Source organism: Polaromonas sp. P4_F9, assembly GCF_056401235.1.
On sequence record NZ_JBFUJT010000001.1, the window covers coordinates 81,590 to 95,222 of the forward strand.

At 65.6% G+C, this 13,633-nt stretch carries 11 protein-coding genes; 9 read left to right on the plus strand and 2 right to left on the minus strand.

The features are described 5' to 3' along the window. Positions 1 to 182: 182 nt before the first annotated feature. Together argE and AC1DUB_RS00390 are read left to right on the plus strand one after the other, a co-directional pair. Positions 183 to 1,403: an acetylornithine deacetylase gene (gene argE, locus AC1DUB_RS00385; protein ID WP_477727815.1), complete on the plus strand. Its 1,221-nt coding sequence runs from the start codon at positions 183 to 185 to the stop codon at positions 1,401 to 1,403. Between the two features lie 28 nt (positions 1,404 to 1,431). Continuing rightward, the gene (locus AC1DUB_RS00390; RefSeq protein ID WP_477727816.1) at positions 1,432 to 2,388 is read left to right on the plus strand and encodes a tripartite tricarboxylate transporter substrate binding protein; all 957 of its coding nucleotides are present in this window, start codon (positions 1,432 to 1,434) and stop codon (positions 2,386 to 2,388) included. 66 nt (positions 2,389 to 2,454) lie between these two features. Here the strand turns inward: AC1DUB_RS00390 and AC1DUB_RS00395 are convergent, their stop codons facing one another. After that, on the minus strand, positions 2,455 to 4,914 hold the full coding sequence (locus tag AC1DUB_RS00395) for a glycoside hydrolase family 5 protein (protein ID WP_477727817.1): 2,460 nt from the start codon (positions 4,912 to 4,914) through the stop codon (positions 2,455 to 2,457). Between the two features lie 238 nt (positions 4,915 to 5,152). Between AC1DUB_RS00395 and AC1DUB_RS00400 the strand changes: the two genes are divergently transcribed. The 7 genes from AC1DUB_RS00400 to xth all read left to right on the plus strand — a co-directional run bounded on the left by AC1DUB_RS00400 (position 5,153) and on the right by xth (position 12,481). Next, positions 5,153 to 6,196 carry a LacI family DNA-binding transcriptional regulator gene (locus AC1DUB_RS00400; RefSeq protein ID WP_477727818.1) on the plus strand — a complete coding sequence of 348 codons (1,044 nt, stop codon included), beginning with the start codon at positions 5,153 to 5,155 and terminating at the stop codon, positions 6,194 to 6,196. Between the two features lie 288 nt (positions 6,197 to 6,484). Next, a complete protein-coding gene (gene kdgD / locus AC1DUB_RS00405; RefSeq protein ID WP_477727819.1) occupies positions 6,485 to 7,399 on the plus strand; it encodes a 5-dehydro-4-deoxyglucarate dehydratase in 915 nt (304 codons plus the stop codon). 26 nt (positions 7,400 to 7,425) lie between these two features. Next, positions 7,426 to 8,397 carry a Bug family tripartite tricarboxylate transporter substrate binding protein gene (locus AC1DUB_RS00410; protein ID WP_477727820.1) on the plus strand — a complete coding sequence of 324 codons (972 nt, stop codon included), beginning with the start codon at positions 7,426 to 7,428 and terminating at the stop codon, positions 8,395 to 8,397. A 54-nt stretch (positions 8,398 to 8,451) separates the two neighbouring features. Further along, the gene (gudD, locus tag AC1DUB_RS00415) at positions 8,452 to 9,786 is read left to right on the plus strand and encodes a glucarate dehydratase (protein ID WP_477719686.1); all 1,335 of its coding nucleotides are present in this window, start codon (positions 8,452 to 8,454) and stop codon (positions 9,784 to 9,786) included. A 37-nt stretch (positions 9,787 to 9,823) separates the two neighbouring features. Next, positions 9,824 to 11,263, plus strand: a complete 1,440-nt coding sequence (locus tag AC1DUB_RS00420; RefSeq protein ID WP_477727821.1) for an aldehyde dehydrogenase family protein — start codon at positions 9,824 to 9,826, stop codon at positions 11,261 to 11,263. Positions 11,264 to 11,468: 205 nt separating this feature from the next. Then, complete coding sequence (locus tag AC1DUB_RS00425) at positions 11,469 to 11,687, plus strand: hypothetical protein (protein ID WP_477727822.1); 219 nt, start codon at positions 11,469 to 11,471, stop codon at positions 11,685 to 11,687. A gap of 20 nt (positions 11,688 to 11,707) precedes the next feature. Next, positions 11,708 to 12,481: an exodeoxyribonuclease III gene (xth, locus tag AC1DUB_RS00430; protein ID WP_477727823.1), complete on the plus strand. Its 774-nt coding sequence runs from the start codon at positions 11,708 to 11,710 to the stop codon at positions 12,479 to 12,481. A gap of 88 nt (positions 12,482 to 12,569) precedes the next feature. Here xth and AC1DUB_RS00435 read toward each other — a convergent pair whose 3' ends face one another. Next, the gene (locus AC1DUB_RS00435) at positions 12,570 to 13,628 is read right to left on the minus strand and encodes a tRNA dihydrouridine synthase (RefSeq protein WP_477727824.1); all 1,059 of its coding nucleotides are present in this window, start codon (positions 13,626 to 13,628) and stop codon (positions 12,570 to 12,572) included. Positions 13,629 to 13,633 lie beyond the last annotated feature (5 nt).

The window sequence follows — 13,633 nt, forward strand, 5'->3', positions numbered from 1 at the left end:
AGGGAACCCTGGATTCTCGCCGGTTATCGCCAGGTTCGGGGGCGAGCGCCTGGCACCGCACGCAGGCCGCCCGCCGCAGGCCACGGGCTTCCGCGGAAAAAGATAAGATGTCTCACGATTTTGACGCCCCACCATCCTTTCCGCCAGTCCCGTCCCCGCGGACTTTTCACAAAGGCTCTCCCATGAACGCACCCCTTTCCAGCAGTGCCATGCAATCTGTCCTGGCCGCCGACCTGGCCGCCCTGCCCCTGATTGAAAAATGGGTCTCGTTTGCCTCGGTGTCGCGCGACAGCAATCTGCCCATCATCGAATGGACACGCGAGCAGCTGGAAGCGCTCGGTGTGCAATGCCGGCTGACGTACGACGACAGCGGCAAGAAGGCCAACCTGTGGGCCACGCTCCCGGCGGAAAACGGTGAAACGAAAGCGGGCGGGCTGGTGCTGTCGGGCCACACCGATGTGGTGCCTGTCGATGGCCAGCCCTGGGATACCGATCCATTTGCCGCAAAGATCGTGGGTGACCGGCTCTATGGCCGCGGCGTCACGGACATGAAGAGCTACGGCGCCACCGCGCTGATGATGGTGCCGGAGCTTCTGAAGCGCAAGCTCAAGCGCCCCGTGCACCTGGCCTTCAGCTATGACGAGGAAGTCGGCTGCATCGGCGTACGCCGCCTGATCGCCGACATGGTGGCCCAGGGCTACACGCCCGCCGGCTGCATCGTGGGCGAGCCCACCGGCATGCAGGTGGTGATTGCGCACAAGGGCAAGCATGCCTACAAGACTTCGGTGCGCGGCTTCGAGGCGCACTCCTCGCTCACGCCGCTGGGTGTCAACGCCGTCGAGATCGCCTGCGAATTCGTCGCCCACCTCAAATCCATGCACCGCAGGCTGGTCGCCGAGGGGCCGTTCGATGCGATTTACGACGTTCCGCACACCACCATCCACACCGGCGTGATTGCCGGTGGCACCGCGCTCAACATCATTCCGCGCGACTGCGATGTGACCTGGGAGATTCGCCACCACCACATGAACTCGCCGGAGGCGCTCTTCAATGAGGCCAAGGCATTTGCCGACAGCCTTCTGCCGGCCATGCAGGCCGTGGCGCCCGGTACCGGCATCACCCACAAGCTCAACTCGGTGCTGCCCGGTTTCGCCACCGACGCCGACAGCGGGATTGCCCAGCTGTGCTTCAGATGCGCAGGCGTGGACAGCAGCACCGGTGCCGGCAAGGTGTCGTTTGGCACGGAAGCTGCACTGTTCCACCAAGCCGGTGTGCCGACCATCGTGTGCGGCCCCGGCCACATCGCGCAGGCGCACCAGCCCAATGAATGGGTCACGCTGGAGCAACTGGCCTGGTGCGAGCGCTTCATGCGCCGCCTGGCTGACGAAATCTGCGTGAACTGACTCCCGCAACCAACAGAAAGAACAAGCAATGGACCGCAGAGATTTCATGGCCGCAGGCCTGGCACTTGGCGCAGGCACCGTGCTGGCACAGGCGAATCCCAAACTGGCACGCATCGTGGTGCCCTTCGCCCCGGGCGGCGTGCAGGACATCCTGGCGCGATCGCTATCTACCGAACTGGGCGTCGCGCTGGGCCAGACGGTGATCGTGGAAAACCGGCCGGGCGCCGGCGGCACGGTGGGCACCGGCTTTGTGGCCAAGTCCCTGCCTGACAGCGGCGCCATGGTGCTGGCGGCGGCCAGCCACAACATCGCCGGCTCGCTCTACACCAAGCTCAGCTACGACCCGCAAAAAGACTTTGCACCGATGGCGCACATCGGCACCGCCGACTATGTGCTGATGATTCACCCCGATGTGCCGGCCAAAACCGCGGGCGAATTCATCCGTCATGCCAAGGCCAACCCCGGCAAGATGAACTACGCCACCGCCGGCGTCGGCAGCGCGACGCACCTCTCGATGGCCTACTTCAACGGCCTGGCCGGCATCGATGTGGTGCATGTGCCGCTCAAGGCCACGGGCGAAGCCATCAATGAGGTGATTTCCGGCCGCGCGCAGGCCGTGATTGCCGCCAGCATAGGTGCGCTGGCGTTTGCCAGGGACAGCCGCATCCGCCTGGTGGGCGTGACATCGCCGAAGCGGTCCAAATACCTTCCCGACGTTCCGACCATTGCCGAAAGCGGACTGCCGGGCTACCAGTTCAACTCCTGGTTTGGCCTGCTGGGCCCTGCCGGCACGCCGGCGGCCGACATCACCCGCGTCAACGCGGCCATGGCCAGGCTGCTGAAAGATCCGATCATCCTGGAGCGTCTGGACAAGCAGGGCATTGAGCCGCTGGCCATGAGCAACGCGGACTTTGCCAAGCTGCTGGCGGTGGATTACGAACGCATGGCCAGTGTCGTCAAGGCATCAGGCGCCAGGATCGAATAGGCGGACGAACGACCCCCAACCGACATTGTCCCGACAGTGTCACGACATTGCCCCGACAGGGCCGCCTTACTTCAGGCTGGCCATGCCCGCCGTGGTGCCCAGGTAACGTTCAAGCACCACCATCTCCTCCGGCGTCGGCGTGCCCTTTCCGGTGATCACCGCGTACACCTGGCCCCTGAAACCTTCACGCGGGTAATAGCCAAGGTAACCCCAGCCGATCAGCATCTGGGAATAAACGCTGGGGGCGAAAGTGGCGTTGTTACCCGCGACCTCTTGCGCGTTGACACGCAGCTTTTGCGCACCAGGCGCCGAGGTGAATGCCAGCACCGCAGGCGTATCGGCCGGCAGGCGGTCCGCGCCGATCAGCTGCACCGCCTGGCCCTTCGCATCCAGCCAACTGGCCCGCGGCTGGCCGTTGGTGAACCCGAGCTCCGAGGCCTGGCGCGCCTCCGCTTTCGAGGCCTGGAACACCACGCCGGTGTTGCTTTTTCCCGGGATGCTCACGCAAGCCAGGGCGAAGTGGGCGTCCTCGAGGTTGTAAGGCACGCGGTTCTTCGGGCGAGGCTGCACGCCCGCTGCCGGGGCCGACTTCTTGCACCAGAAGCCGAAGGTATCGGGCGCCGTGTGGTCCGAGCTCCTCCGGCCGTTCGTCACGCGCAGGACGGGCAATGACATCGCACCCATGGTGCTGCTGTCCTTGTTGGTCCAGTTGATCATTTCCATCGCATTGCCCGGGCTGGAGCCATAGCCGGAGTCCGAGATGGCGCGAACCACCTGGCCGGCTGCAGCCGGTGCACCCAGCAGGTAATCGGTGTGCCCGTCGGCAAGCTCCCACTTGCAAGCACCGTATTTGGCAATGATTGCGAGCGCGGCATCGGCCAGGCTGGTGGCCGCGTGGGCCGCCGGGTCGGCCAGGGAGAACACCTTGCGCGGCGGCGGCAGCGGGCCCGTCCACTGGCCAGCGCCCGTGTAGCTGAGTGTGGCGACCTCGTTGTCCGCCGGCGTGTAGGTAAAGCTGTCCTGGCCATTCGGCCCGGCCGGCAGTGTCAGCCGCGACTTGCTCAGCGTGCCCTTCCCTTTCAAAGCCACCGCCAGTGAGACGGGCCGGCCGAGGTTGCCCCGGGCATAGACGGTGATCGTGAGGGGAGCGCCGGCCAGCGCATAGCCCGGGCCGTCGTCGAAGAGCAGGGCCTGCTCCATGCCGGCAGAAGCCTTGAGCACGCCGGACACCAGCGGCTCCAGCGTCTTGCTCTGGTGCCAGCCCGGCACATGGTTGATGGCGTAGTTGTGGATGGGCCAATGATTACCCCCCATCCAGCTGTAGATCTCGCAACCTGATTCATAGGCATGGGTGACGGCCCGCAGGAACATCGGCTCCCAGCGCGGGTCGTCTATCGGCATCCCGATCTCGGTCAGCGCCAGCCGGACACCCGCGGCCTTGGCCCAGCCGGTGGCCTTTTTGAGCCGCTCCAGGCCGGTGCCGGGGTGAATGGCGCCGGCGCCGAATCCTGCGCTGAAGTTCTTCGCCACCTCGGCGTCATAGTCAAACGAGGCGCCATTGCTGAACGCATCCAGGTACATGTGAACTTCGTAAATCAGGTTGCTGCCACGCAATGGAAAGCCGGGGTTCTTGGTTCCGATGACCATGGCCGAGCTGTACTGGTTTCCCGCCACGTAAATGGGATTGGCGGTGTCGATGGCGCGAATGGCGTCGATCGCCGCCTGCGCATAGGCGGGCCAGATGGCGAGGTCTTCCGCCCCCTTCACGGCGTCTTCATTCGACGCAATCACCCCGCCGGGCTTGGGCATGTCGTGGGGCTCGTTCATCAGGCCATAGCCGCCAAACCCGGGGTGATTCCGCCATTTCGTCGCGGCGCGCGTCCAGAAATCCACGAAGTGGGCCTGTGTGAGCGTGGCACCGGGCGCCAGCGAAAAGATCCGCACCTGCACCTGGGCCGCATCGGTGGTGTAGGGCCGCAGCAAGGGGTTCGGCGGCGTGGTCAGCCCGATGACGGACCCGTCGGGCTGAAACCTGAAGTCCTGGTAACGGCCATAGTTGTGGTTATCAATGATGCATTTCATGCCGACCGCCGCGTGGGCATCGAGCACGCCCGTGATGTAGGCCTCGTACGCGGGATGAAACGCGCCGGGGTTGCCAATCGCCGCCTTCGCCGCTGCGTTGGCCGGGGTGTCGTGCAGCATCGGCTGCAACAGCTCCCACTGGATGGGCAGGCGGTTCTTCGTGTAGCCACAGGCCGCCAGGTAGGCCACATCGACCTTGCGCGGGACGGTGAAATGCAGATTGGGCGCACTGCTCATGCCATAGCGCAGCCCTGGCTTGGCCCACTCCATACCGGACAGATTGGTGCCCATCGCCACCCGGGCGGTGTTTCTGCCGTCGGGCGGCGCCGCCCCCCTGTCCGGTAGAGGGCCCGCCGGTGCTGCCCGCGCGGCCGGGACCAGGGAGCCCAAGGTGGCCAGCGTGGCCGCCGCGGCGGCGGCTTGCGAAAATTCACGTCTATGCATTGAGGTTGTTTTTCTTCCTGGACTGGGCCGAAAGCCAGGCCCTTCGGGATATGACCTTGGGTTGGACCTTGCTCTGGACTGGTGTGGTCTGGATTGGTCTGAACCCTAGTTTGATGCAAAGCCCCGCCCTGGCAAATGAAACACCCGCAACAATTCCCGGCAGCGCTGGCGCCATGCATACACGCTGCCTGCAAATTGCCCGCATGACTGGTAGCGCTATCGTCGATAGAATCGGCCCATGAACCACGAGGACACGCCAACGGATACCCAGACGCGACGAACCCGCCGGGGCAGCGGCGCTGTCACCCTGCATGACGTGGCCAAGCTTGCCGGCGTGGCGCCCATCACCGCGTCGCGCGCCCTGAACACCCCCACCCAGGTTTCGGCCGAGGTGCTGCGGAAGGTCACTGACGCGGTGGAGCGTACCGGCTACGTGCCCAACCGGCTCGCCGGGGGTCTGGCTTCATCGCGCAGTCGCCTGGTGGCGGCGGTGGTGCCCACCCTCAACGGCCCGGTGTTCCTGGAAACCGTGCAAGCCCTGACGGATGCCCTGGCCGAACAGGGCTACCAGTTGATGCTTGGCCAGAGCGGCTATGTGGATTCGCGCGAGGATGCCCTGCTGGACGCCATCATTGGCCGCCGGCCGGATGGCATTGTGCTGACCGGCATCATGCATTCCCCCGAGGGGCGCAAGCGCCTGCTGGCCGCCGGCATACCGGTGGTCGAGACCTGGGACCTCACGCCCACCCCGCTGGACATGCTGGTCGGCTTTTCCCACGTGGATGTCGGGCGCGCGGTGGTTGATTTTCTCTATGCCAGGGGGCGGCGGCGCCTGGCGATCGTGGCGGGCGACGACGAGCGTTCGACGCGCCGCCACCAGGCCTTCCAGGCGGCGGCACGGGCGGCGGGCCTGCCCGAGGTCCGGATGGTGACCGTGCCCGCCCCCACGACCGTGAAAAGCGGCCGCAGTGCGCTGATCGAGCTGATGCAGGACGCAGGCGGCATTGATGCCGTCTTTTGCAGCTCCGACCTGCTGGCGCTGGGCGTTCTAACACAGGCCCAGGCCAGCGGCATCGCGGTGCCGGGGCAACTGGCCGTCGTGGGCTTTGGCGACCTGGAATTTGCCGCAGACCTGAACCCCGCCCTGACAACGGTGCGCATTGATGGCACGGCCATCGGCCGCCAAGCCGCCCGCTTCATTGTGGAACGGGCGGAAGGCCGGCCGGTGGAGCAGCGGGTCATCGACATCGGCTTCACGATTGTCGAGCGCGACAGCGCCTGATGGACACCGGGCAGCGGCCGGATAGCGGCCGGTATTTGCCCCCGCCATGACCGGACAGACCCATAGAGGACTGGAGAGGTCGGAGATGTCTGGGAGATGCACGGATCTGCCCCCGACAGGCCGGATATGGGCCTGATGGATACCTGATACGTAATACCCCTCATCAATTTCTGCTTGATTTTTTAAAACGGTAGCGCTACCATTCAGATCACAGATGGTAGCGCTACCTTGTCATGATCAAGGCGCCGAGTCTGTCTACCCATCCACTTCTTCATGGACCTCTTTCGCATGACCACCCCGCAAGAACTCAAGAAAATCATCTCCTACGGCCTGCTCTCGTTCCCCCTGACCGACTTCGACAGCCATTTGCGCTTTGCCGCGAAGCCTTTCGCCGAGCGGCTGGAGTGGCTCATGCCCTACGGTGCCACGGCGCTGTTTGCCGCCGGCGGCACCGGCGAGTTTTTCTCGCTGGAGCCACAGGAGTACAGCGATGTCGTGCGCACCGCGATCCAGACCTGCCAGGGCCGCATGCCCATCATTGCCGGCGCGGGCGGTGGCACCACGCTGGCGATTCGCTACGCGCAGGAAGCCGAGCGGCTGGGCGCCCAGGGCATTCTGCTGCTGCCACACTACCTGACCGAGGCGACGCAGGAAGGCTTGGTGGCGCACGTCGAGGCGGTGTGCAAGAGCGTCGAGTTCGGCGTGATCGTCTACAACCGCGCCGGCTGCCGCCTGACGCCGGAGTCCCTGCTCACACTGGCCGACCGCTGCCCCAACCTGATCGGCTTCAAGGACGGCATTGGCGACATCGAATCCTTCGTCACCATCCGCCGCCAGCTGGGCGACCGTTTCGCCTACCTCGGCGGGCTCCCCACCGCGGAGGTCTTTGCCGGTGCCTACCAGGCCATGGGCTGCCCGGTTTATTCGTCGGCCGTGTTCAACTTCATCCCCCGCACGGCGATGGAGTTCTACAACGCACACCATGCCGGCGACACCGCCACCACCAACCGCCTGCTGGACGAGTTCTTCCTGCCCTACATTGCGCTGCGCAACCAGGGCCAGGGCTACGGCGTGAGCATCGTGAAGGCCGGCGCCACGCTGGTGGGCCACACCGCCGGGCCGGTGCGCCCGCCGCTGTCGGACCTCAAGCCCGCCGAGATGGAACAGCTCGGCCAGTTGATCGCCAAACTCGGCGCCCAGTGAGCACCGCCATCCCAGGAGACATCTTCATGAAAAAACTGTTATCTACCCTCGTGATAGGTCTGGCCGCAGCGGCCATCGCAGCCGGTGCACAGGCCCAAACCTGGCCCACCAAGAGCGTTTCGCTGGTGGTGCCCTTCCCGGCCGGCGGCTCGACCGACACGGTCGCGCGCGCCATCGGCCCCAAGCTCACCCAAAGCCTGGGCCAGCCTTTTGTCATCGACAACAAGGCCGGCGCGACCGGCACCATTGGCGCCACGCTGGTCAAGCGCGCTGCGCCTGACGGCTACACCTTCCTCGTGACCTCGCTCGGCCCGCTGGCCATTGCACCGCACCTGATCAAGGGCATGCAATACGACGCGCTGAAAGACTTCGACCCCATCACCGTCGCCGTCCAGGCGCCCAACGTGCTGGTGGTGCCGGCCAACTCACCCTACAAGACCGTCGGTGCGCTGGTGGCCTACAACAAGATGAATCCCGGCAAGATGTCCTTCGCCTCCTCCGGCAACGGGTCGAGCGACCACCTCACGGCCGAGCTGTTCTGGCAGCTCACCGCCACCAGCGGCGCCCACATTCCCTACAAGGGCGGCGCACCGGCCATCACCGACCTGCTCGGCGGACAGGTCGACGCGTCGTTCCAGAACATCAATGCCGTGGTGCAGCACATCAAATCGGGCAAGCTGAAAGCCCTGGCCATCACCTCGCAAAAGCGCTCCGCGATCCTGCCCGACGTACCCACGTTCGGCGAGGCCGGCGTGAAAGGCCTGGAGGTGTACTCCTGGCAAGCCGTCGTGGCGCCCAAGGGCCTGCCCGCCGACGTGCGCAACAAGGCACATGCCGCCGTCATTGCCGCGCTCAACGACCCGCAGGTCAAGCAGCAATTCGTGTCCGTCGGCTTTGAAATCGTCGGCAACACGCCGGCCCAGTTCGCCGCCTTCCAGCAGCAGGAGTTTGCGCGCTGGAAGAAAGTCATAGACACTGGAAAAATTACCGCCGATTGAGGCTGATTCAACGATTCAAGATTCAAAGCGATTGAGACCCCTTCCATGTCCAACATGCCCAACACCTCCACACCCCTGATCACCGAGCTGCGCGTGATCCCGGTCGCCGGCCGCGACAGCATGCTGCTCAACCTGAGCGGCGCGCACGGCCCCTTCTTCACACGCAACCTGCTGATCCTCACCGACAATTCCGGGCGCACCGGCGTGGGCGAGGTGCCTGGCGGCGAGAAGATACGCCAGACCCTCGAAGACGCGCGCCCGCTGGTGGTGGGCCAGCCGATAGGCGCCCACCAGCGCGTGTTGCAGCAGATGCAGCAACAGTTCGCCGACCGCGACAGCGGCGGGCGCGGGCTGCAAACCTTCGACTTGCGCACCACCATCCACGCGGTGACGGCCGTTGAGTCGGCACTACTGGATTTGCTGGGCCAGCACCTGGATGTGCCGGTCGCCGCATTGCTGGGCGAAGGCCAGCAGCGCGAGGCGGTCGAGATGCTGGGCTACCTGTTCTTTGTGGGCGACCGCAGCAAGACGGACCTGCCCTACAACAGCGAACCAAATGCCGACAACGCCTGGTCGCGGATACGCCACGAAGAAGCACTGACCCCCGAGACCATCGTGCGGCAGGCCGAAGCCGCGCAGGAGCGCTACGGCTTCAACGACTTCAAGCTCAAGGGCGGCGTGCTGCGCGGCGAGGAAGAAATCGAGGCCGTGACGGCGCTGCATGAGCGCTTTCCGAACGCGCGGGTGACGCTGGACCCGAACGGCGGCTGGCTGCTCAAGGATGCCATCCGCCTGATGCGCGACATGAAAAATGTGGTGGCCTACGCCGAAGACCCGTGCGGCGCTGAAGAAGGTTTCTCGGGCCGCGAAGTCATGGCCGAGTTTCGCCGCGCCACCGGCCTGCCCACCGCCACCAACATGATCGCCACCGACTGGCGGCAACTGCAACACGCCCTGTCGCTGCAATCGGTAGACATTCCGCTGGCCGACCCGCATTTTTGGACCATGGCCGGTTCGGTGCGCGTGGCACAGACCTGCCGCGACTGGGGCCTGACCTGGGGCTCACACTCCAACAACCACTTCGACGTGTCGCTCGCCATGTTCACCCATGTCGGCGCAGCCGCGCCGGGCCGCGTGACGGCCATCGACACGCACTGGATCTGGCAGGACGGCCAGCGCCTCACCAAGGAGCCGCTGCAGATCGTGGGGGGCCTGGTGCAGGTGCCGAAGAAGCCCGGCCTCGGTGTCGAGCTCGACATGGCCGAGGTGGAAAAGGCGCACCAGCTCTACAAGCAGCACGGCCTGGGCGCGCGCGACGACGCCGTCGCCATGCAAAGCCTGATTCCAGGCTGGAAGTTCAACCCCAAGCGCCCTGCGTTCGACCGCTGAAAATTGGCCGCTGAAAAATCCCGAAAGACGACAACCGATGTTTAAAAACCTCATCAACGGCGACTGGGTCGAAGCCCCGGGCGTCACGCGCAACATCAACCCGTCGGACACGCGAGACCTGATCGGCGAATACGCCAAGGCCGACGCCGCCCAGACGAAAGACGCCATTGCTGCCGCACAGGCAGCCTTTCCGGCCTGGTCGCTCAGCACGCCGCAGCAACGCTTCGACATCCTCGACGCGGTGGGCAGCGAGATCCTGGCGCGCCGCGCCGAACTCGGCGACCTGCTGGCCCGTGAGGAAGGCAAGACCCTGCCGGAAGCCATTGGCGAAGTCGCCCGCGCCGGCAACATCTTCAAGTTCTTTGCCGGCGAGGCCCTGCGCCCCGGCGGTGAAGTCATGCCTTCCGTGCGCCCCGGTGTCGGTGTCGAGATCACGCGTGAGCCGGTGGGCGTGGTCGGCATCATCACGCCGTGGAATTTTCCCATCGCCATTCCGGCCTGGAAGATTGCGCCAGCCCTGGCCTACGGCAACTGCGTCGTCTTCAAACCCGCCGAACTGGTGCCCGGCTCGGCCTGGGCGCTGGCCGACATCCTGTCGCGCAGCGGCCTGCCCAAAGGCGTGTTCAACCTGGTGATGGGCCCGGGCTCGCAAGTCGGTGCCACCCTGCTCGACGATGCCCGCATCGCCGCCATCACCTTCACCGGCTCCGTCGGCACCGGCAAGCGCGTTGCCGCGGCCTGCGTCGGGCGTATGGCCAAGTTCCAGCTCGAGATGGGCGGCAAAAACCCCATGGTCGTGCTCGACGACGCCGACCTCGGCGTGGCCGTCAACTGCGCCGTGCAAAGCGGTTTCTTCTCGACCGGCCAGCGCTGCACGGCGTCCTCACGCGTCATCGTGACCGAAGGCATCCACGACCGCTTTGTGGCTGCCGTTGTGGAAAAACTGCGCAGCCTCAAGGTCGACGACGCCCGCAAGGCCGGCACCGACCTCGGCCCCGTGGTTGACGCCAGCCAGCTCGCGCAAAACCTGAAGTACGTCGAGATCACCCGCGGCGAAGGCGCCACGCTGGCCTATGGCGGCGAAGCCCTCGAGCACAACGCCGACGGCCAGCCCGGTTTCTACATGCGGCCCGCGCTGTTCACCGACACCACGGCCGGTATGCGCATCAACGGCGAAGAGGTGTTTGGCCCGGTGGTCAGCGTGCTGCGCGCCAAAAACTACGACGAGGCCTTGCACCTGGCCAACGACACGCCCTTCGGCCTGGCCGCCGGCATTGCCACCACTTCGCTCAAATATGCCACCCACTTCAAGCGCCACTCGCAGGCCGGCATGGTGATGGTCAACCTGCCGACGGCGGGGGTGGACTACCACGTGCCCTTCGGTGGCCGCAAAGGGTCGAGCTACGGCCCGCGCGAGCAGGGCCGTTATGCGGCGGAGTTTTACACCACGGTCAAAACGGCTTATACGCAGGCCTGATGCTCCAGCCCTGAGGTCCAGGGCCTGAGCACTGCCGCCAGGTGGTGACTCAGGCATCGCCATGGGCGCTGTGAAGACAGCCTGCACTACAAGGCGAATAACCGCGTGGGCAAGAGGCTTGCGGCCTTGTCCGACACACTGCGCGCCGCAATACTGGTAGCTTCAAAAGACATCCTTCGCAGGATGAATTTCCTGGAGCATTGACATGTCACACAGCAACACCAGCCTGACACGCGCGAAGACCGGCGACACACTCACCAGCCCGCATCCGCACCCTCCCGACCACGAAGCGGGCGACGACAACAGCGCCAGTACGCTGATCGAGTCGCCCGTGCAGCCCGGCGGCAGCAAGCTGGTCCAGCATGACTTTGCCGATGGCGGGGGCAGCGGCGGCGCGGAAGCCTATCGCCGCAAGCAAGACTGAGCCGCGCCACGCAGCGTCCCATGAAGCTGGCCACCTTCAACGTCAACGGCATCAAGACCCGGCTGCCGAACCTGCTGGCCTGGCTGGAGAAAGAGTCTCCCGACCTGGTCTGCCTGCAGGAACTCAAGGCGCTGGACAGCGTTTTTCCCCAGGCTGAATTGCGTGAGGCGGGGTATGGCGCCCTGTGGAAGGGCCAGCGCTCCTGGAACGGCGTGGCGATTCTGGCCAAAGGCGCCAACCCGCTGGCGATCCGGCGAGAGCTGCCCGGCGACCCCGCCGACGACCACAGCCGCTACCTGGAAGCCGCAGTGAACGGCATCGTCGTGGCCTGCCTGTACCTGCCCAACGGCAATCCGCAACCCGGCCCCAAGTTTGACTACAAGCTCGCATGGTTCGAACGCCTGAACCAGCACGCGCTGGGGCTTTACCGCTCCGGCCATCCGGTGGCGCTGGCCGGTGACTTCAATGTGGTGCCCACTGACTTCGACATCTACAGCCCGAAGTCGTGGCTGAAGGACGCGCTGCTGCAGCCCGAAAGCCGCGAGGCCTATGCCAGGCTGCTGTCGCAAGGCTGGGTCGACAGCCTGCGCCACCTGTACCCCGACGAACGCATCTACACCTTCTGGGATTATTTTCGCCAGCACTGGCAGAAGAACTCGGGGCTGCGCATCGACCACATCCTGCTCAACGCCGAACTGGCGCCACGCCTCAAGGGCGGCGGGGTAGACCGATGGGTGCGCGGGGAAGAACGCGCCAGCGACCATGCACCGGCCTGGGTTGAGCTGGCTGAATAGAACGCGGCTCAGGCATAGCCTTCAGGTACAAAGCCTGCGCGATCCTGACCCGATAGTGAACCGATGATGACCCGATGTCATCAGGGCATCAGCCCAACAGCGCAGCCTGCTCCATTCGCAGGGCGGGCTGAAACGCACCCGCAACCTGGAGGTCAACGCCGCGCCGGGCCTGCAGCAGGGCCGCCAGCCACTCGTCAATCAAGGCCGGGTCGGTGATGGTCTTGAGCAACTGGTAGGCGGCTTCGGCTTCAGGAAAACGGCGGCGCAAAAAATTCAGCCACTGCTTGAGCCGGCCGGGCCGGGCGCGCGCATCCAGGCGGCTGCAGACCACGTGCCAGAAATCCGCCAGCAGCGGTACAAGCTCCGCCCACGTGATGCCCGGCTCCTGCCCGCCAGCGACCGGGTGACACATCGCCGCCTTGATGGCCAGGCCCAGGCCGGGGTCTGCCACCGCGCCGCGGCCAATCATCAGCATGCTGCAGCCCGAGGCTTCGCGGCAGCGGCGCGCGTCCTCCACCGTCCAGATTTCGCCGTTGGCCACGACGGGAATCCGCACCGCGGCACGGATGTCGGCGATGCGTTCCCAGTAAGCCGGTGGTTTGTAAGCCTGCGCCTTGGTACGGGCGTGCACCACCAGCTCGCCGGCGCCGCCCTCTTCGATCGCCAGCGCACATTCGACGGCGCGGGAGTCGTCGCTATAGCCCAGCCGCATCTTGGCCGAGACCGGCATGTCAGCCGGCACGGCGCGGCGTACCGCGCCAACGACGGCTGTCAGGGTTTCAGGCTCCCTGAGCAGGGATGCACCGCCGCCGTGGCGGTTGACGACAGCGGCCGGGCAGCCAAAGTTGAGGTCAATGCCCGCGGGCCCGAGCGTGGCCAGCCGCGCCGCGTTCTCGGCCATGCAGCCCGGGTCAGAGCCTAGCAGCTGCGCGCGCACCGGCACACCGGCCAGCGTGCGGCCACCGTTGTGCAGCTCGGGCACGATGCGGGTGAACACGCGCTCGGGCAAGAGCTGGTCAGTGATGCGGATGAACTCGGACACGCAGCGGTCTATGCCGCCGACCCGCGTCAGGATGTCGCGCAGGACAAAGTCCAGCAGGCCCTCCATCGGGGCCAGCAAGACTGTGGCGTGCGGCTCAGCTTTCATCTCGT

Coding starts and splice junctions, on each gene's coding strand:
- argE (WP_477727815.1), top strand. CDS start 183: ATGAACGCACCCCTTTCCAGCAGTGCCATGCAATCTGTCCTGGCCGCC.
- AC1DUB_RS00390 (WP_477727816.1), top strand. CDS start 1,432: ATGGACCGCAGAGATTTCATGGCCGCAGGCCTGGCACTTGGCGCAGGC.
- AC1DUB_RS00395 (WP_477727817.1), bottom strand. CDS start 4,914: ATGCATAGACGTGAATTTTCGCAAGCCGCCGCCGCGGCGGCCACGCTG.
- AC1DUB_RS00400 (WP_477727818.1), top strand. CDS start 5,153: ATGAACCACGAGGACACGCCAACGGATACCCAGACGCGACGAACCCGC.
- kdgD (WP_477727819.1), top strand. CDS start 6,485: ATGACCACCCCGCAAGAACTCAAGAAAATCATCTCCTACGGCCTGCTC.
- AC1DUB_RS00410 (WP_477727820.1), top strand. CDS start 7,426: ATGAAAAAACTGTTATCTACCCTCGTGATAGGTCTGGCCGCAGCGGCC.
- gudD (WP_477719686.1), top strand. CDS start 8,452: ATGCCCAACACCTCCACACCCCTGATCACCGAGCTGCGCGTGATCCCG.
- AC1DUB_RS00420 (WP_477727821.1), top strand. CDS start 9,824: ATGTTTAAAAACCTCATCAACGGCGACTGGGTCGAAGCCCCGGGCGTC.
- AC1DUB_RS00425 (WP_477727822.1), top strand. CDS start 11,469: ATGTCACACAGCAACACCAGCCTGACACGCGCGAAGACCGGCGACACA.
- xth (WP_477727823.1), top strand. CDS start 11,708: ATGAAGCTGGCCACCTTCAACGTCAACGGCATCAAGACCCGGCTGCCG.
- AC1DUB_RS00435 (WP_477727824.1), bottom strand. CDS start 13,628: ATGAAAGCTGAGCCGCACGCCACAGTCTTGCTGGCCCCGATGGAGGGC.